17 protein-coding genes and 1 tRNA gene are annotated in these 17,138 nt (G+C 63.1%); 3 read left to right on the plus strand and 15 right to left on the minus strand.

The window, feature by feature from the left end; translation table 11 throughout:
- Positions 1 to 370 precede the first annotated feature (370 nt).
- The 4 genes from DVDV_RS17850 to DVDV_RS17860 all read right to left on the minus strand — a co-directional run bounded on the left by DVDV_RS17850 (position 371) and on the right by DVDV_RS17860 (position 5,307).
- Positions 371 to 1,999 carry an NAD-dependent malic enzyme gene (locus tag DVDV_RS17850; RefSeq protein ID WP_075355973.1) on the minus strand — a complete coding sequence of 543 codons (1,629 nt, stop codon included), beginning with the start codon at positions 1,997 to 1,999 and terminating at the stop codon, positions 371 to 373.
- Positions 2,000 to 2,116: 117 nt separating this feature from the next.
- Positions 2,117 to 3,520, minus strand: coding sequence for a class II fumarate hydratase (gene fumC / locus DVDV_RS17855; RefSeq protein ID WP_075355974.1), 1,404 nt, complete (start codon positions 3,518 to 3,520; stop codon positions 2,117 to 2,119).
- 547 nt (positions 3,521 to 4,067) lie between these two features.
- Positions 4,068 to 4,616, minus strand: coding sequence for a hypothetical protein (locus DVDV_RS22460; protein ID WP_139311662.1), 549 nt, complete (start codon positions 4,614 to 4,616; stop codon positions 4,068 to 4,070).
- 615 nt (positions 4,617 to 5,231) lie between these two features.
- Positions 5,232 to 5,307: transfer RNA gene (locus tag DVDV_RS17860), tRNA-Phe, on the minus strand.
- Positions 5,308 to 5,453: 146 nt separating this feature from the next.
- Here DVDV_RS17860 and DVDV_RS17865 point away from each other — a divergent pair.
- On the plus strand, positions 5,454 to 5,888 hold the full coding sequence (locus tag DVDV_RS17865) for a hypothetical protein (RefSeq protein WP_075355975.1): 435 nt from the start codon (positions 5,454 to 5,456) through the stop codon (positions 5,886 to 5,888).
- An 18-nt stretch (positions 5,889 to 5,906) separates the two neighbouring features.
- On the opposite strand, the gene DVDV_RS17870 is transcribed toward DVDV_RS17865, so the two are convergent.
- The 11 genes from DVDV_RS17870 to DVDV_RS17920 form a co-directional block, all read right to left on the minus strand.
- Complete coding sequence (locus DVDV_RS17870; protein WP_075355976.1) at positions 5,907 to 6,308, minus strand: YraN family protein; 402 nt, start codon at positions 6,306 to 6,308, stop codon at positions 5,907 to 5,909.
- Between the two features lie 187 nt (positions 6,309 to 6,495).
- A complete protein-coding gene (locus tag DVDV_RS17875; RefSeq protein ID WP_075355977.1) occupies positions 6,496 to 7,119 on the minus strand; it encodes a ribonuclease HII in 624 nt (207 codons plus the stop codon).
- Positions 7,120 to 7,232: 113 nt separating this feature from the next.
- Positions 7,233 to 7,583 (minus strand): 50S ribosomal protein L19, encoded by a 351-nt coding sequence (gene rplS / locus DVDV_RS17880; protein ID WP_043639672.1) that lies wholly within the window; start codon positions 7,581 to 7,583, stop codon positions 7,233 to 7,235.
- A 77-nt stretch (positions 7,584 to 7,660) separates the two neighbouring features.
- On the minus strand, positions 7,661 to 8,938 hold the full coding sequence (trmD, locus tag DVDV_RS17885) for a tRNA (guanosine(37)-N1)-methyltransferase TrmD (protein WP_075355978.1): 1,278 nt from the start codon (positions 8,936 to 8,938) through the stop codon (positions 7,661 to 7,663).
- A gap of 211 nt (positions 8,939 to 9,149) precedes the next feature.
- Positions 9,150 to 9,704: a ribosome maturation factor RimM gene (gene rimM, locus DVDV_RS17890; RefSeq protein WP_075355979.1), complete on the minus strand. Its 555-nt coding sequence runs from the start codon at positions 9,702 to 9,704 to the stop codon at positions 9,150 to 9,152.
- Positions 9,705 to 9,753: 49 nt separating this feature from the next.
- Positions 9,754 to 9,987 carry a KH domain-containing protein gene (locus tag DVDV_RS17895; RefSeq protein WP_006922264.1) on the minus strand — a complete coding sequence of 78 codons (234 nt, stop codon included), beginning with the start codon at positions 9,985 to 9,987 and terminating at the stop codon, positions 9,754 to 9,756.
- Positions 9,988 to 10,128: 141 nt separating this feature from the next.
- Positions 10,129 to 10,368, minus strand: a complete 240-nt coding sequence (gene rpsP / locus DVDV_RS17900) for a 30S ribosomal protein S16 (RefSeq protein WP_075355980.1) — start codon at positions 10,366 to 10,368, stop codon at positions 10,129 to 10,131.
- A gap of 62 nt (positions 10,369 to 10,430) precedes the next feature.
- Complete coding sequence (gene ffh, locus DVDV_RS17905; RefSeq protein ID WP_075355981.1) at positions 10,431 to 11,966, minus strand: signal recognition particle protein; 1,536 nt, start codon at positions 11,964 to 11,966, stop codon at positions 10,431 to 10,433.
- 165 nt (positions 11,967 to 12,131) lie between these two features.
- Positions 12,132 to 12,428, minus strand: coding sequence for an RNA-binding protein (locus tag DVDV_RS17910; RefSeq protein WP_075355982.1), 297 nt, complete (start codon positions 12,426 to 12,428; stop codon positions 12,132 to 12,134).
- Positions 12,429 to 12,571: 143 nt separating this feature from the next.
- Entirely contained in the window at positions 12,572 to 13,171 is a 600-nt protein-coding gene (locus DVDV_RS17915; RefSeq protein WP_075355983.1) for a YkgJ family cysteine cluster protein, read from the minus strand.
- Positions 13,172 to 13,283: 112 nt separating this feature from the next.
- Positions 13,284 to 14,465 (minus strand): pyridoxal phosphate-dependent aminotransferase, encoded by a 1,182-nt coding sequence (locus DVDV_RS17920; protein ID WP_075355984.1) that lies wholly within the window; start codon positions 14,463 to 14,465, stop codon positions 13,284 to 13,286.
- A 303-nt stretch (positions 14,466 to 14,768) separates the two neighbouring features.
- Between DVDV_RS17920 and DVDV_RS17925 the strand changes: the two genes are divergently transcribed.
- Both DVDV_RS17925 and DVDV_RS17930 read left to right on the plus strand, forming a co-directional pair.
- Positions 14,769 to 15,380 (plus strand): NAD(P)-dependent oxidoreductase, encoded by a 612-nt coding sequence (locus tag DVDV_RS17925; protein WP_075355985.1) that lies wholly within the window; start codon positions 14,769 to 14,771, stop codon positions 15,378 to 15,380.
- A 124-nt stretch (positions 15,381 to 15,504) separates the two neighbouring features.
- Positions 15,505 to 17,138, plus strand: a 1,634-nt coding sequence (locus DVDV_RS17930; protein ID WP_075355986.1) for a peptidase U32 family protein, incomplete at its 3' end; no start/stop codon positions are given.

Consider the following 17,138-nt stretch of genomic DNA (forward strand, 5'->3'; position numbering starts at 1 on the left):
TTTTTCGAAAATGTTCATTCAAAGGAAGGTATTTTCTATAAAGCAGGAGTCGTGCCAAAGTTCAGACCAGACCTGAACTTGATTTTTATTGTTAAAATACAGCATGATGAACCTGGAGCACCTCCCCGGCCACCCGTTATCCCCACCTTGTAAGCGTACAGAATCCTGTACCGCTTCGGGAAAGAGCGCCAGGACCGGGCAAAAATTTGTACCCGCCCCGGCTTCCCCGGTCCGGCCCGGTCCGGCTTCGTCTGGCCCCCCCCGGGCGCGTGCTGCTTATTCCGAGGCAAAGCCAGGCCAGGGCCGGTTTTCCCCCCGGCCGGCGTCCCCGGCCGGAGCCCAGGGACGCCGGCCGGGAACTTAGCCGCAATCACGCATACTGCGGCGTGTAGACGAGGGAGCGGATGAACGCTTCAATGTCCTGGGGACGGGGAACGCCGGCCAGCCCGGAGTCGAACACCAAGGCGGCCACCCGGGCGGCGGTCTTGAGTTCCGTCTCCAGGATGTTCGCCTGCAGCGGGTAGAGCAGTCCCTGCTCCAGCTGCGCCGCCGAAACCTGATCGGCCACGCCCCGGGCCGCCTCGATAAACATCTGGTCGGTCACGCGTTTGGCCCGGGTGGCATAGATGGCCATGCCGACTGCCGGGAAGATGTAGAAGTTGTTGGCCTGCCCGGGCAGGAAGGTCTTGCCGCCGCAGATTACCGGCGCAAACTGCACCCCCGCCGCATAAAGCGCCTTGCCGTTGCTCCAGGTATAGGCCTGCTCGGCCGTGCATTCGGCCTTCTCCGTCGGGTTGGACAGGGCCAGGATGACCGGACGGTCGTTGACCCGGCACATGGCCTCCACCACGGTCTTGTCAAAGGCCCCGCCCGTGGTGCTGACGCCGATGATGGTGGTGGGCTTGAAGACTTCAACGGCCTTGGCGAATTCCTGCAGTTTCATGGGCGCATGGGGATGGGCGTAAGGCCGCTGGAAGTCGGCCAGATCGGTGCGCGAGGATTCCAGCAGGCCGTTTACGTCAAACATGTGGATGCGCGCCTGGGCCTGCTCGCGTGTAAGCCCCTCTTCCACCAGGGCCGAACACAGCAGGTTGCTCAGGCCAATGCCGGCGGAACCGGCTCCCAAAAACAGATAGGACTCGTCTTTGAGCTTGGTGCCCTTGACCTTGCAGACGTTGATCATGCCGGCCAGGGTGATGCCGGCCGTGCCCTGCACGTCGTCGTTGTAGCAGCAGCACTGGTCGCGGTAGCGCTCAAGCAGATGGATGGCATCCGCGCCGGTCCAGTCCTCGAAATGGATGCAGCAGTCCGGGAATACCTCCTGCACGGCGGCCACGAACTCATCCACAAACGAAAAAAGCTCTTCGGTCTTGGGACGCGGCCGGCGCATCCCCAGATACAGCGGATCATTGAGGAGCGATTCGTTGTTGGTCCCGGCGTCGAGATACATGGGCAACATGCCGGCCGGCGGCACGCCGGCCGCAGCGGTGTAGAGCTGGAGCTTGCCGATGGGAATGCCCATGCCGTTGGCCCCCAGATCGCCAAGGCCCAGGATGCGCCCGCCATCGGTGACGCAGATAAAGCGCACATCCTCAACCGGCCAGTTGCGAAGCACCTCGCGCACCTGGCCGCGCCGCTCCATCGACAGGTACAGGCCCCGCGGCTGGCGGTAGATATGCCCAAACTTCAGGCAGGCCTCGCCAATGGTCGGGTCATAGACAATGGGCAGGAAGCGGGCCGGATCGGACATGATGGTCTTGTAAAAAAGCGTCTCGTTATGGTCGAGGAGATTGAGCAGGTAGATGTACCGGTCGAGATCGGTGGCCTTGTGCCCAAGCTGCATGAGCACGCGGGAAAGCTGGGTATCGAGCGTCTCCACCACGTCAGGCACAAGGCCGATCAGGCCCTGGGCCTGTTTCTCCGCTTCGCTAAAGGCCGTGGATTTATTGGCTGCCGGGTCGCAAAGCAGTTCCTTGCCGCGCTTGGGGCATGATTCCATAAGGGCTCCTTCCGCAAAGTAGTCTCTTCATTGCCCACACTCGGGCAGGGCTGCCGGGCTGGCGCTGGTTCCCTTGCGCCTGCCGCCAAACTGCGCGGCGGCCGGCCGGGGAAGCCGTCAGTGTTCCCTGGCCACAAAGGGGTGCGTCATCTGCGACGGCACCACAATCCGGTCAAACTCCTCGACGCTGACGAACTTTAGATCCAAAGCCGCCTCGCGCAGGGTCAGATCGTGCTCCAGGGCGTGATGGGCGATCTGCGAGGCCTTGTCGTAGCCGATGACCGGCGAGAGCGCCGTGACCAGCATGAGCGAGCGCCCGACAAACTCGCCGATGCGCCGGGTATTGGGCTGCATCCCGTCCACCAGATACTTCCTGAAGTTGTCCATGCAGTCCGACAGGACCCGGATGGACTTCATGACGTTGAAAATAATGAGCGGCTTGTAGACGTTCATTTCCAGATAGCCGCCCGCACCGCCAAAGCCCACGGCCACGTCCGCCGCCATCACCTGCACGGCGGCCATGGTCATGGCCTCGCACTGGGTGGGGTTGACCTTGCCGGGCATGATGGACGAACCCGGCTCGTTGGCGGGGATGATCAGCTCATAGAACCCGGCGCGCGGTCCGCAGGACAGGAGCCGGATGTCGTTGGCGATCTTGTAAAGCGACACAGCCAGGGTCTTCAGTGCTCCGGACAGGTACACCAGCGCGTCGTGGGACCCCTGCACGGTGAATGTGTTGGGCGCACAAACGAAGGGCAGCCCGGCCAGGGCCGCAATCCGGGCCACGGCGGCTGCGGCAAAGCCCGGCGGGGCATTGATGCCGGTGCCAACGGCCGTGCCGCCCAGGGCCAGCCGGCAGGCCCCGCGCAGGGCTTCGTCCAGACGCTCCAGGTTATCGTCCAAAAGGCCCACATAGCCGGAAAACTCCTGCCCAAGCGTCAGGGGCGTGGCGTCCTGCATGTGGGTGCGCCCGATCTTCACAATGTCCTTCCAGGCCTCGACCTTGGCCGCCAGCCCGTCGCGCAGGGACTTCACGGCCGGGACAAGCCGGCCCGAAACACCCACGGCCGCGGCGATGCACATGGCTGTCGGGAAATTGTCGTTGGAGGACTGGGACATGTTCACGTGGTCGTTGGGATGCACCGGGGACTTGGAGCCAAGAGCCGTCCCGGCCAACTGGCAGCAGCGGTTGGAAATGACCTCGTTGACGTTCATGTTGAACTGGGTGCCGCTGCCGGTCATCCAGACGTGCAGCGGGAACATGTCGTCGTGTTGGTGGGCCAGGATTTCGTCGCAAACGCCCTCAATCATGGGCGCGATTTCGGCGGATAGACGCCCCAGGGACAGGTTGGCCTGGGCCGAGCCTTTTTTCAGTACGGCATAAGCCGTGATCATCTCGCGCGGCATCAGGTCGTCGCCGATGCTGAAGTGCTCCAGCGAACGCTGGGTCTGCGCGCCCCAAAGCTTGTCCGAAGGCACCTGGACATTGCCCAGGCTGTCGCTCTCCGTGCGGTATGGCATTGGCGGTACTCCTTTCCAAACGGGGCGCACCGGCTGCCTGCCGCACGCCTGATTTTGCCCTGAGTACTACTGGAGCCAGAAGGCCATGGCAAGAATCCAGACGTTATTTTCGGCTCCTGGGTGGACAAACGCGGGTCTGGACAGCCGGTTGCCACGAGAGCTCATTTTTCAATATTGGGATGATAGCCGACTGGAAAAATGATTGTCCGTCTCCCGGCACAATTGGCACCACCACAGGGGCCTGTGCCAACACGATGCTTCGCCGGGCTGGCGGGGACATGTCAAAGAGCTCCCCGGCCGTAATTTTGAAACCGGGCCCGGTCCAGGCATGAGACGTGGTGGGGACTCTTTCCGGCAACAGCCCGACACTCCGCCTCTGCCGAAACGGGCTCTCCCTGCCCTCCCCCCGATGGGGCTGGAGGGCAGGTCCGTCCACTTGCGTTCCCGCCGGCAACCAAGAGAGGTGCCAGCGACACCTGCCAAGAATACTCAATGAAATACCCCTGGCGGTCGCTATCAGGACTGTCAGGACTAGAAGCGTACCTGTCTAGGATGCTTTTTGCAGGGTTAGCCTTACAAGCGCATTGTAGGCATTGTCAGGTGGCCCTGTCACTTGATGAGCAGAATTTTTTGTAAAAACTGGAATGCTATTGGAAAGATCAAGGAATCCAGTCGTAGATGTCTTGTAGGTATAAGTCACCCCCTGAGAATCATAGCTCCCTTTTGATGCACTTCCAAAAACAAGTTCCTTATTCTTCATTGCCGCAGGCAAATTTGAACCTGTGTCACTCCAACTACATTGTCCATAATTTGCAACGCAATCAGTTGTATTAAGACCACTATATGAAACTGTATATGTATCGGCTATTGGCCCATTTCCGACAACTACTGTCGCATTTGTTATGCGGCAAGCGCAACCACCGAATGTAACCACTCCAGACCCATTGTATGTACCAATTGGGTCCGTAGACGTTTGAGCTTTAACAAGAGCAGGTATAAAAGTTAGAATGCTATCATCAGCGGCAAAACAGACAAATGAAAACACCAAAATTGACAAAGATCCCAGACAGATGAAAATTCTCCGAAGCAATCGCATGGCAACGTTCCCTCCTGCTGATTATTAATGCACAAACTTTATCTCACCTCCCCATAAAGCCGCATGACCGCCTCAAAGTCAATGCATAGTATCTACATCAATATTTGACGATAATTTCTTCAATACTTTAAGACTACTATCATGCCGTCAGAAGGGCACACCGCTCCCCGCTTATGATGGCCGTTAAAAATGGAGCAGCCCCGTCTCGCCAAAGCGATCAGTACGGGCTCTCCGGACGGAAACCGGAGGTCTCTTCCGCCCGCCTGTCCAGCCCGAACGGGACGTCCGCACCAACGGCATCACGCCTCCCGTTGTCAGGTGGGTGTCTGGACGGACAATGATGGCAGACAATGCGTTCAGCGGGGAAGGTCGAGGAATAAAGGCCAGAAGGCCAAGATGGCGGCTTGGTCCTTCTCCTGTTGCCTGAAAGGATTTCTCATTTTGGTTGAGCGCTTCCAAGCGCCTCCAATGCACCGCCCTTCCCTTCCCTATGCGCATGGGCTAGGTTCACAAGGCGTCGAGCACCATGCCTTGCAACAGCGGAACCAGGACGGGACACAATGGACCAAAAGAAAAAAGGCCTACAGTGGTTAAACTGCAAGCCTTTGATTTCTATGGTGCCGAGGGAGAGAATTGAACTCCCGACACGGGGATTTTCAGTCCCCTGCTCTACCGACTGAGCTACCTCGGCGGCGGCGAGACACGGTAATTATCCAAACCCGACGGGCTTGGCAACAACTTTTTTCGAGGAATCCATGAAAAGAAGCGATTTTATTTTTTCCCTGATCGGGCTATCAAGCTATCTGCTCGTGCTGTTCTACCTTTAGGAGATCCGCCATGACCGAACTTGCTGCCTTCATCGAATCCTGGACCGATGACCAAAACGGGGTCAAAAAAGCCTTCCTGCGCCTCAAAACCGTTCTCGAAGGCCTCCAAGGAGCCACCGTCAACTTCATCCCCAGGCCGCCGGCCAGCTACAGCCTGCGCGCCGAACCCCATCGCGGCCGGCCCGTCATCGCCATGGTCGACGTGGCCACCCTTGACGGCGAACGCTTCCTGTCCGTGTGCTTTTACGCCGACACCATCACCGACCCCGAAGAACGCGGCGACCTCATCCCCGGGGGACTGCTCTCCCAGGACGGCTACTGCTTCGACCTCGACTCCGGCGATGACGAGGCGGTCGACTACCTCGAAACCCGCATCCTCGAAGCCGCCAATGCCTTCTCCCTGCCGGACGACGGGCAGGACACCGAAGTTGACGAAGAAGACTAGGCCGCCCGGACCCGCCGCCTACCAGGGCTGATACAGCCCGGAATCCAGGCCCGCGTCCTCCAGCGAAAACGCATCCGCCAGGTGAGTGGCCGTCAGACGCCCGCCAGAGCTGACGACGGCCACCACATCGAACCGGCAGGGCCGGTCCCACAGATTCATTTCGGATAAATAGACCGACGCCGCCCGCACCAGCTTTCGCCGCTTGGCCGGGGTGACGGCCTCGTCCGGCCGGGCCAGACTCCCGGCCCGGCGGGCCTTGACCTCGACAAAGACCAGGGTATCGCCGTCGCGGCAGACGATATCCACTTCACCACCCCGGGTCGTAAAATTGCGGGCCACGACAACATAGCCCTTGGCCGCAAGGAGCGCCTCGGCGCAGGCCTCGCCCTCCCGGCCGAAATCCAGATGTTTGGCGCACACGACTAGCGCCCACCCTGGGAGCAATGCCCCGGTCTGACCCCACAAACGACAAACGAAGAAGACTGTCGCGCCTGTGCGCGCCCCTGGCCCCACCCCCCTCCCCCACTGGTGGGTTTCCAAAGGGCACTGCCCTTTGGCCGCCGGAGGCACTCTTCTGCCTTCTTTCCGCCTCTCCCCACCATAACCCCTACACCCCGGGCAGGCCGAGTTGTCGGGGGGAGGTGTCGGGCAGCACGCCCCGGAAGGTCAGGCGGTGGATGGGGCACGGCCCCAGGCTGCGCAGGGCGGCGAGGTGGACGGCCACGCCGTAGCCTTTGTGGGCGGCGAAACCGTAACCGGGGTAGCGGCGGCCGTAGACGTCAAGGAGGCGGTCACGGGCGGTCTTGGCCAGGATGGAGGCGGCGGAGATGGCCGGGATGGTCAGGTCGCCGCCGATGATGGCTTCCTGTTCGATGCGACCGGCGAGAGGGCCCAGGCGGGCCAGGGGGATGGTCTTATTGCCGTCGATGCGGGCCACGGACGGGGTGTGGCGCAGATGGGCCAGGGCCTTGGCCATGGCGGCGAAGGTGGCCTGCAAAATATTGATGCGGTCGATTTCCCCGGGCCAGACCATGGCCACGGCCCAGGCGACGGCCTGGGTCTTGATGGCGGCGGCCAGGACGTTTCGACGGGCGGCGGTCAGTTTCTTGGAATCGGTCAGACCGGGCAGCGTGTAGTCCGGGGGCAGGATGACCGCCCCGGCGACCACGGGTCCGGCCAGACAGCCCCGGCCGGCTTCGTCCACGCCGGCGATCAGTTGCGCGTCAGGCATGGGTCAGCCGTCTCCAAGCAGGAAAAGCCGCGCCTGTCCGGGTCCATAACGGACAACGGACAGGCCACGGCCAGAAGAAAAACCGGGCGAGGCCCACGGCGAAAGGCCGCGACCTAATCCCAGGCAGTCTTGGTCTTGATACGGGCAGCCTTGCCGCGAAGGGCCCGCAGGTAGTACAGGCGGCTGCGACGGACCTTGCCCTGGGAAACCACTTCCACGCGCTCGATAAACGGCGAGTGCATGGGGAACACGCGCTCGACGCCGACGCCGTCGGACACCTTGCGCACGGTGAAGGTGGAATCGACGCCACCCTTGCGCAGCCGCAGCACGGCACCCTGGAAGACCTGGATGCGCTCTTTTTCACCCTCGATGATGCGCAGATGCACCTTGATGGTGTCGCCGGGACGAAACGCCGGCATGTCCATACGCAACTGCTCGCGTTCAAGCTTCTCGATCACGTTCATAACGCTTTCTCCTCGGATAAAGCCGCCGGACGTCTGCGTCCTTTGGCCTTGGAATGTCGTTGTCGCAGCCCGCGCGCCTACATGGCATCGCCAAGCAGCCTGTCGGTGAGGATGCCGGCCGCGGCCCGCACCGAAAGATGGTTGTAGTCCGAAAACGGCCGGATCGCCGGCAAAACTCCGTCGGCCCGGGCCAGTACTTCCTCGGCCAGTCCGTGGCCGGTGCCAAGGACGACCAGGGTGGCCCGCGTCGCTATCAATTCCCGCGCCGCCGCAAAGGACAGCGTGGCCGGTCCCTTGGCGCTGGTGGCGACCAGGGCGGCCGGTTGGCCGTGATCATCTGAAACAGCGGCCAGGGCCGCGTCCAGGGTCTCATGGAGCCGAACCAGGGACAGGGCCTCGGCCCGATCCGGGTTGGAGCGCGAGCCCGGCCCGGTGCGCCAATGGTCCACGATGCGTCCGGCCAGAACGAGCTGGTCTCGAAGCGGGGACACCACTTCAAACCCGCCCAGTCCGTAGGTACGGGAAACGCGCGCTATATCGTGTACGTCGAGGTTTGTCAAAGACACCGTGCCCACAGACCCGTCTTTGAGCAACACCGGCCCGTGCACCAACCCCAGGTGGAGGTTGCGTCCGGGCCTTTTTCGCGGGGTGGCCCGCAAAAAAGCGGCATCGTCCGGGGTGAGCGGCGTGGTGTCAAAGAGGTCCGGCCGGCGGGCGAAGGTGGTCTCCAGGGAACGCTGCCGCCGCCAAGCCGCGATGCCCGCATGGTTGCCACCCAGGAGCACCGGCGGCACGGGCAGGCCCTCAAAGACCTCCGGACGGGTATAGTGCGGATATTCGAGCAGCCCGGCGGAAAAGCTCTCCTCGTCGGCCGAGGCGTCCTTGCCCATGAAGCCGGGGACAAGGCGGGCCACCGCCTCCATGAGGCAGGCGGCGGCGGATTCCCCGCCGGAAAGGACGAAATCGCCGACCGACACCGGGGTCACGTCAAAAAGGTCGAAGATGCGGGCATCGATGCCTTCGTAGCGCCCGCACAGAAGCGTCAGCGCCTCTTCGCCGGCCAATTCGGCCGCCATGCGCTGGGTGAGCGGCGCGCCGGCCGGGGACAGCATGAGGATCTTTCCCGGCCGGGGCAGGTTTCGCAACGCCCCGACCATGGTGGGCAGGCCCATGACCATGCCCGGACCGCCGCCGTAGGGCCGGTCGTCCACGGTGTTGTGCCGGTCGGTGGCGAAATCGCGCGGGTTGACCCGGTCCACGGCCACGACGCCCGCCTCCACCGCCTTGGCCATAAGCCCGCAGGAGAGGAAGGAATCGAAGAATTCCGGGAAGATGGTCAACACGGTAAAATGCATGATTGTCCTATCTGACACGATCCGGCCGTCCGCGTCGCACCCAGCCCGCAGCGGGCATCGCCAGCCGCCCCCGTCGCAGAGTCCCACCCCACCCCACCCATGCCTGGGGGTCCGGGGGGATCATCCCCCCGGCGGGTCCAGGGCAGCGCCCTGGCGGGGTCCGGGGCAGCGCCCCGGCAGGTGCAGGGCAGCGCCCTGCCAGTGCCCCGGTTTATTCGTCCACGAGGTAGAGGTCGAGCAGCCCCGGGGGCGGATCGATCAGCACCACGCCGGCATCGAGGTCGATGTCCGGGACGAATTCGTCGGCAGCGGGGAACAGGATTTCGCGGCCATTGGGGTCGCGGATGACCCAGATTTCCGGACCGCCGTAATCGCGGACGTCCTCGATGACGCCGATATCGGGGTCGGTCGGGGCAGCGGTTGCCAGACGCACGCGCAGGCCGACGAGATCCTTGAGGTAGACTTCGTCCGGAGCCGGGGGAACGAGTTGTTCCACGGGCACGCAGACAGCCAGACCCCGCAGGGTTTCAGCGGCGTTGCGGTCATTCATTCCATCGAGGGTGATGAGGAAGCGATCCTGGTGCAGGCGGGAGGCGCGCACGACGTAATCCCTGCCGCGCCCGGGGTCCGACGGCGGCGACAGGCGCAGGGTCGAACCACGGGCGAAGTAGGTCGGGGAATCGGCGTGGCTGTCCACGATGAGTTCCCCTCGGATACCGTGGGGGCGCGCAATGCCCCCCACGATGATGTATTTGCTTGCGGCCATGGACCTGTGTGCCTTGGTTCGAGCGCGGGCCGTTCGCGCCGGCCGGCCTTTATTCGAGGATTTCCAGGACGGAACGTTTGCGGGCCTTGGTCGACGCCGCGCCGAGGATGGTGCGCATGGCCCGGGCGGTACGCCCCTGCTTGCCGATGACTTTGCCGAGATCTTCCTTGGCCACCTTGAGTTCGATGACCGAGGTCTGCTCGCCTTCTATCTCCGACACATGCACCTGGTCCGGATTATCCACCAACGATTTCGCCACATACTCGATCAAGTCCTTCAACATACGCACCTCCTGAGGGTAATCGTAAGAGCAAGCGAAGGACTTCCGCCTCCGATTCCGCGTATCCCCCGACCCTGCCGGGGGAGGCGGCGTCGCGGCTGCCGGCCCGGATCGACTGCCGGGGCGATCTGCTGCCGGATGTGCCTAGACGCCTGCTTTCTGGAGCAGGGCGCGCACGGTGTCCGTGGGCTTGGCACCGAGCGCCAGCCAAGCCCGTACTTTTTCACCATCCACTTTTATCTCGGCCGGGTCAACCATGGGGTTGTAATAGCCAAGGTATTCCAGGGCGCGGCCATCGCGGCGGGTCTCGGAATTCATGGCAACAATGCGGTAAAACGGGCGCTTTTTCGAACCCATGCGGGTCAGGCGCAGTCTCATAGCCATAGTGTCTCTCCCTTTGTATCTGGTGGACGATTACTGTTGTGGAAGCCCGCAAACCTGAAAGGCTAGCGTTTTTTCCGTTTTTTCCGTTGTTCTTTCTTCTTCTTGGCCGCAGCCCGGGCGCTTTCCACGGCGGCCTTGCTCGGCGTGCCGGGCGCGCCGCCCATGCCGCCCATTCCGGGGGGCATCCCCGGCATTCCGGGCATTCCACCCATACCGCCCATGCCGGGCATTCCCCCCATGCCGGGGGGCATGCCGGGCATCTTCATGCCCGGCGGCATCTTGGGCATGGACGGCATACCCTTGCCGCCCATCATGCGCTGCATCATCTTCTGCATCTGGGTGAAATTTTTAAGCAGCTGGCTCACTTCCAGGACCGTGGTGCCGGAGCCCTTGGCGATGCGCTCCCGACGGCTGGTGTTGATGAGCTTGGGCGTCTCCCGCTCGGCCTTGGTCATGGAGTTGATGATGGCCTCGACCCGGGCCATCTCCTTCTCCGGCATCTGGACTTCGCCCAGCTGCTTTCTGACCTGGGACATGCCCGGAATGAGCTTTAAAAGCCCTTCCAGGGAACCGAGCTTCTTGATGCGGCGCATCTGGGTGCGGAAGTCTTCCAGGGTGAACTGGGCCTTTCGCAGCTTGCGCTCCATCTCCGCCGCTTCTTCGGCGTTGACGTCGGTCTGGGCCTTCTCGATCAGGGTGAGAATGTCGCCCATGCCGAGGATGCGCGAGGCCGCCCGGTCGGGATAGAAAAGCTCCAGGTCGGAGACTTTTTCACCCGTGCCCACGAGCTTGATGGGCTTGCCCGTCACCTGGCGCACGGACAGGGCCGCGCCGCCACGGGCGTCGCCGTCCATCTTGGTCAGGACGACGCCGGTGATGCTCAGGCGTTCGTTGAAGGCGGCAGCCACGGTGACGGCGTCCTGGCCGGTCATGGCGTCGGCCACGAACAAAATTTCTCCCGGCTGGCAATCGGCCTTGATGGCCGCCAGCTCGTCCATGAGCGTCTCGTCGATATGCAGCCGGCCGGCGGTATCGAGCAGCACCACATCATGCCCGGTGCGCTTGGCCTCGGCCAGGGCGGCACGGCAGATGTCCACCGGGTTCTGGTCCGGGGTGGACGGATAGGCTTCGATGTCGAGTTGGGTGGCGAGCTTGTGGAGCTGGTCGATGGCGGCGGGACGGTAGACGTCGGCCGGGACCAGATAGGGCTTGCGTTTGAACTCGCGGCGAAGCTTGAGCGCCAGCTTGGCGCAGGTGGTGGTCTTGCCCGAGCCTTGCAGGCCCACGACCATGATGACGGCCGGGTTGCCGGAAAGATCGAGGTCGGTGGCCTGTCCGCCGAGGATCTCGATGAGTTCCTCGTGGACGATCTTGACCACCTGCTGCCCCGGGGTGAGGCTTTTCAGGACATCCTGGCCGGAGGCGCGTTCGCGAACACGTTCGACGAAGTCCTTGACCACCTTGAAGTTGACGTCGGCCTCAAGCAGGGCCAGACGCACTTCGCGCAGGGCGATCTGGACATTCTCCTCGGTCAGGCGGGTCTGCCCCCTGATCTTGCGGAAGACGTCTTCGAGTCTGTCAGTTAGGTTGTCGAACATGATCCTGGCGAACCTCGGTAAAGGGCAAAGTTTGACTTGATAACCGCACGGCGTCCACACGTCAAGGGGCCGGCCTGGCCACCCGGCCGGATCAGCGGAAAAAAAAGCCCCGTCCGGCGGTCGGACGGGGCCATGGGGTCTGATTCGGAACCGGTGGTCCGGGGACTACCAGTTGTTGCGGCCGGGGCGGTCGCCGCCGAAGCCGCCAGAACGCGGCTGGCGCTCCTCGGCCTCGTTGACCCGCAGGTCGCGGCCACCGAAGGCCTTGCCGTTTAAGCCCTGCATGGCGGCATCGGCGCCGTCGGCGGCCATCTCCACAAAACCGAATCCACGCAGACGGCCGGTCTCGCGATCCTCGATGAGCTTCACCGAGGTGACTTCGCCGTAAGCGGCGAACAGATCGCGCAGTTCGTCTTCATTGGTGGAAAAGGGGAGATTGCCGACATAGAGTTTCTTGGACATCTGCGTAAAGCTCCAGACTGTTGCGGCTCATTCTTGAAGTCGTCGGGAGCTTGCAAAGCGAAGATCCTCGGAGACAGGGACAAAAACGAAGCCAAGCGTTAAAGATGCCCCGCACTAAGCTCCCGGTCCCCGTCTGTCAACGGTTATTTGCAGGCCAGGGCCGTGGCCAGGCCGGACCAGTCATGGCCGCGCAGGATCCGGGTGTCTTTGAGCACCATGAGGTCGCGAAGGGCTGCAACGGTAGCCTCCGGACCGGCAACGCCGTAGTGCGGCAAAAGCGTGGCAAAGGCCCGACGCTGCGCCGCCTCGGGCAGAGCCAGTATGTCTCCGGGCCGGCTCTCCTCGGGGCGCTCTCCCGGCTGGCACGGGCGGCCAAAGACGATATATTCCCGACAGGCCATCGGCCGCAGGGCATAGACCGAACAGGCCCCGTCCACAAGAAACGGGCAGGCCAACCCTGGCTCGGCTGGCGGAAGCAGCAGGGCCGCCCCCACCAACCGGGCCGGGCGGGCGGACAGATGGGTCAGGGCGAACCAGCGCAGGCCCTGGACTTCCAGGCTCGAGACCGGAATGGGCTGGAGGCAGCAGGCATGGCAGCCGGCGCGGCAGGCCGGTTGCCGGGTGTCAGCCGCCACCGCCCGGGCGATGCCGGCATCGAGAATGGCGTAGGCTTCAAGGAGTGCGCCGAGCCAGGGCATCTGGCTGCACCCTTCGCGCACCAGATAGGAAGACACATTGACCATCGGCAACCCTACCCTGCCCCCGGTCAATGTCAATGCGACCGGCTGCGCTCCAATCCCGATCCGGGGCTGACAAAAAAAAGGGGAGCGCCCCGCTCCCCTTGCAAACCGCTGCCTAGCCCCGAAGCGCCTTGGCAAAGCCGGCTTCGGCCCGGTTGATGACGGTCTCGTCCACACAAAAGGCCAGCCGGAAATAGCCCGGCATCCCGAAGCCGCGGCCCGGCACGGCCAGGACCCGCTCGGCGGTCAGGCGTTTGAGAAAGACCAGCTCGTCGGCATCGGGCGATTTGGGAAAGAAATAAAACGCCCCGCGCGGCATGACAAACTCATAGCCGGCCCGGGTCAGCACCCCGGCCATGGCCTCCCGGCGACGGGCATAGATCGTGCGGTCCACTTCCTGGCCAAGGGCGCGCAGCAACAGCGCCTGGCCCACGGCCGGGGCGTTGACAAAGCCCAGGATGCGGTTGGCAATGACCATGGCCGCAACCAGCTGTCCCCGGCCTTCCAGGAGCGGCGACACCACCACATAGCCCACGCGCTCGCCCGGCAGGGACAGATTTTTGGAAAACGAGCCGATGACCAGCGAGTACGGATACAGCGGCAGCACCGACGGCACGTCAAGCCCGTCGTAGGCCAGGAAACGGTAGGGTTCGTCGGCCAGGAGATAAATGGGCCGTTCCCGGCCGGCCGAGACGCGGGTCAGCATGGAGGCCAGTTCCCGCAAGGTCTCGAGGCTGTAGACCTGCCCGGTGGGGTTGTTGGGCGAATTGATGAGCACCACCCGGGTGCGCGGGGTGATGGCCGCCTCTATGGCCACGACGTCGAGATCGAAATCGGCCTTGGTGGGCACGGGTTTGAGAACGCCGCCGTAGTTGCCGGCGTAAAAGCCGTATTCAACGAAATAGGGGATGGGGCAGATGACTTCGTCGCCCGGGGTGAGGACCGCCCGAAAAAAGACGTTGATACCGCCGGCCGCGCCGCAGGTTAAAAGCAGATCATCGGCCGCTATGGCAATGCCCTGCTCCTGGGTCAGATGGCCGGCCAGGGCGGCACGCACGGCCGGATAGCCGGGATTGGGCATGTAGCCGAAGGCAAAGGGCCGGTCCGCCTGCTGGGCCAGATCGGCCAGACACTCGCCCACCACCGCCGGCGGCGGCAGATCGGGGTTGCCAAGGGAGAAGTCGCACACGGCGTCTTCGCCGTACTGCTTTTTAAGCTCCAGTCCCTGTTCAAAAATCTGGCGAATCCAGGCTCCGCCCGACAAAAACTGCTCCATCTGCTCGGTGACCAGTTTCACGGCCAACCCTCCCGGAAAAAACGTATCCGCAACCCATGGCACCAAAACCGAACCGATGCAATATGGTAACGAGTTTGGCAAGGAATACGGCCGGCTCCAAATCGCCACAGGCCGGCCCGTCACGGGAAGCATCCGGCAAGAACAGCGAGCGAACAAGTTCCTTCACATCGGCGGGATCGTTCCACGCTCCCCGGTTGTCTTCAAATCACGCAACGAAGCCTTCTTGCGCCAAGACCCAGCCTGTCCTATAAACTGGTTCCAAAGGTACAGTTTGCCGCAAATTGAAACCGAGGAGATAAAGCCATGGCAAAAGTCGCTCTCATCGGCGCTTCCGGCAATGCCGGTTCCCGCATCCTCAAGGAACTCTCCGATCGGGGACATCAGGTGACGGGCATTGCCCGCAACCCCGACAAAATCGCAACGCTGCCGGGCGTGACCGCCGTCAAGGGGGATGTTCTCGACAAGGACGGCCTCGCTGCCCTGCTTCGCGGGCATGATGCCGTGGTCAGTGCCGTTCACTTCACGGCCAGTGATCCCCAAAAACTGATCGATGCCGTACGCATTGCAGGCGTCAAACGTTACGTCGTCGTCGGAGGCGCAGGCAGTCTGGAAGTCGCCCCAGGACAACGGCTCATCGACCAGCCCGACTTCCCGGCCGCCTACAAGGCCGAAGCCTCCGGCGGCCTTGCGTTTTTAAACCTTCTCAAAATGGTCAACGACCTTGATTGGACGTTCTTGTCGCCCTCCGCCATGTTTGCGCCGGGGAAGCGCACGGGCAAATTCCGCCTCGGCACAGAGCAGCTCCTGACAAGCGAAGCCGGCTCCAGCATTTCGTTTGAGGACTATGCCATAGCCCTCGTTGATGAAATCGAGAGGCCAGCTCATGTGCGCCAACGCTTCACCGTCGGATACTGAACAGAACCGGCAACGAGGCAGGGACTTCCGATCCAAAAAAAACAATTCCCTCTCGCCCTGATTTCAGTTATGGTCTTCGCCTCACGGCGTTCCCTGCCGCTAATCCCTTCACCACGAGACTCCCATGACCGAGGCGAAAAAGCCTGAAATCCTAGCCCCAGCGGGCGATCCCTATTCCTTTATGGCGGCCGTGGCTGCCGGTGCCGACGCCGTGTACTGCGGCCTCAAACATTTTTCCGCCCGGATGCTGGCCCGCAACTTCTCCACCTCGGAGCTGGCTGCCCTGGCCGAAGTGGCCCGCGCCAGAAACGTGCGCACCTACGTGGCCATAAACACCCTGCTGAAGCCCGACGAGGCCGACAAGGCCGGACGGCTCATCGCCCGCCTGGCCGACGACGTCGGCCCCGATGCGCTCATCGTCCAGGACCTCGGCGTGGCCGCCGTGGCCCGGCAGGCCGGTTACAAGGGCGAACTGCACCTCTCCACCCTGGCCAACGTCAGCAGCCCGACCGGCCTTTCCACCCTGGAGCAGTATTCCATCTGCCGGGTGGTCCTGCCGCGCGAGTTGTCCGTGGACGAGATGCGCGAAATGGCCGAAGCCGCGCCCGAGAGCCTGACCCTGGAGGCCTTTGTCCACGGGGCCCTGTGCTTTAACGTCTCGGGGCGGTGCTACTGGAGCAGCTACCTTGGCGGCAAATCCGGCCTTCGCGGCCGCTGCGTCCAGCCCTGCCGGCGCATCTACGACCACCGGGGCCAGAAGGGCCGCTACTTCTCCTGCCAGGATTTAAGCCTCGACGTCCTGACCAAGGCGCTTCTGACCATCCCGAAGATCACCGCCTGGAAGATCGAGGGCCGCAAGAAAGGGCCGCACTACGTCTACCATACCGTGGCCGCCTACAAACTTTTGCGCGACGCCGCCGACGACCCCACCGCCAAGAAGATGGCCGTAGGTTTCCTGGAACAGGCCCTTGGCCGGCCGGGCACCAACTACAACTTCCTGCCCCAGCGCCCCAAAAATCCCATCGACACCAAGGAGCGCACCGGCTCGGGCCTGCCCGCCGGCAAGCTCTCCCGGGGCATCAAGTTCGGCCAGTGGAACCTGTCCACCCGGGTGGCCCTTATGCCCGGCGATCTGCTCCGGGTCGGGTTCGAGGACGAGCCGGGGCACCGCATCGTCAAGGTGTCGCGCACCGTGCCCAAGGGCGGCCGGCTGACCATGACCTTTGAAAACGAGACCCGCCCGGAATCCGGCATTCCGGTCTTTTTGATCGACCGCCGCGACCCGGCGCTCATGGCCAAGATCGGCCCCCTGGAATCAGCCGTGTCCAAGGTGACTCCCCGGGAAGCCAAGCCTTCGGAATTTGTCGCCCGACTGCCCAAGCCGGCCAAGCCGGCCCGCATCGAACCGCTGTCGCTTTCCGTGTGGCGGCACCCTGATGTGCGCAAGGAAAACGGCCCCTTTGGCGTCTGGGTCTCCACCAACCGGGCCCACAACCTGCCCCTTGGCCGGGCCGCCACGGTGTGGTGGTGGCTGCCGCCGGTCATCTGGCCGGATGAGGAAAGCGAGTTCGTAAGCCTCATTGCCGCCATCGTCTCGCGCGGCGGCAAGCGCTTTGTCCTTGGCGCACCCTGGCAGACGGCGCTTTTCCCCAAGGACGCCAAAGGCGTCGATTTCTGGGCCGGCCCGTTTTGCAACATAGCCAATCCTCTGGCCCTGGGCGAACTGGCCCGCACCGGATTTTACGGGGCCTTTGTCTC

This window comes from Desulfovibrio sp. DV (genome assembly GCF_001936595.1).
Classification (GTDB): Bacteria; Desulfobacterota; Desulfovibrionia; order Desulfovibrionales; family Desulfovibrionaceae; genus Solidesulfovibrio.

Coding starts and splice junctions, on each gene's coding strand:
- DVDV_RS17850 (WP_075355973.1), bottom strand. CDS start 1,999: ATGGAATCATGCCCCAAGCGCGGCAAGGAACTGCTTTGCGACCCGGCA.
- fumC (WP_075355974.1), bottom strand. CDS start 3,520: ATGCCATACCGCACGGAGAGCGACAGCCTGGGCAATGTCCAGGTGCCT.
- DVDV_RS22460 (WP_139311662.1), bottom strand. CDS start 4,616: ATGCGATTGCTTCGGAGAATTTTCATCTGTCTGGGATCTTTGTCAATT.
- DVDV_RS17865 (WP_075355975.1), top strand. CDS start 5,454: ATGACCGAACTTGCTGCCTTCATCGAATCCTGGACCGATGACCAAAAC.
- DVDV_RS17875 (WP_075355977.1), bottom strand. CDS start 7,119: ATGCCTGACGCGCAACTGATCGCCGGCGTGGACGAAGCCGGCCGGGGC.
- rplS (WP_043639672.1), bottom strand. CDS start 7,583: ATGAACGTGATCGAGAAGCTTGAACGCGAGCAGTTGCGTATGGACATG.
- trmD (WP_075355978.1), bottom strand. CDS start 8,938: ATGCATTTTACCGTGTTGACCATCTTCCCGGAATTCTTCGATTCCTTC.
- rimM (WP_075355979.1), bottom strand. CDS start 9,704: ATGGCCGCAAGCAAATACATCATCGTGGGGGGCATTGCGCGCCCCCAC.
- DVDV_RS17895 (WP_006922264.1), bottom strand. CDS start 9,987: ATGTTGAAGGACTTGATCGAGTATGTGGCGAAATCGTTGGTGGATAAT.
- rpsP (WP_075355980.1), bottom strand. CDS start 10,368: ATGGCTATGAGACTGCGCCTGACCCGCATGGGTTCGAAAAAGCGCCCG.
- ffh (WP_075355981.1), bottom strand. CDS start 11,966: ATGTTCGACAACCTAACTGACAGACTCGAAGACGTCTTCCGCAAGATC.
- DVDV_RS17910 (WP_075355982.1), bottom strand. CDS start 12,428: ATGTCCAAGAAACTCTATGTCGGCAATCTCCCCTTTTCCACCAATGAA.
- DVDV_RS17915 (WP_075355983.1), bottom strand. CDS start 13,171: ATGGTCAATGTGTCTTCCTATCTGGTGCGCGAAGGGTGCAGCCAGATG.
- DVDV_RS17925 (WP_075355985.1), top strand. CDS start 14,769: ATGGCAAAAGTCGCTCTCATCGGCGCTTCCGGCAATGCCGGTTCCCGC.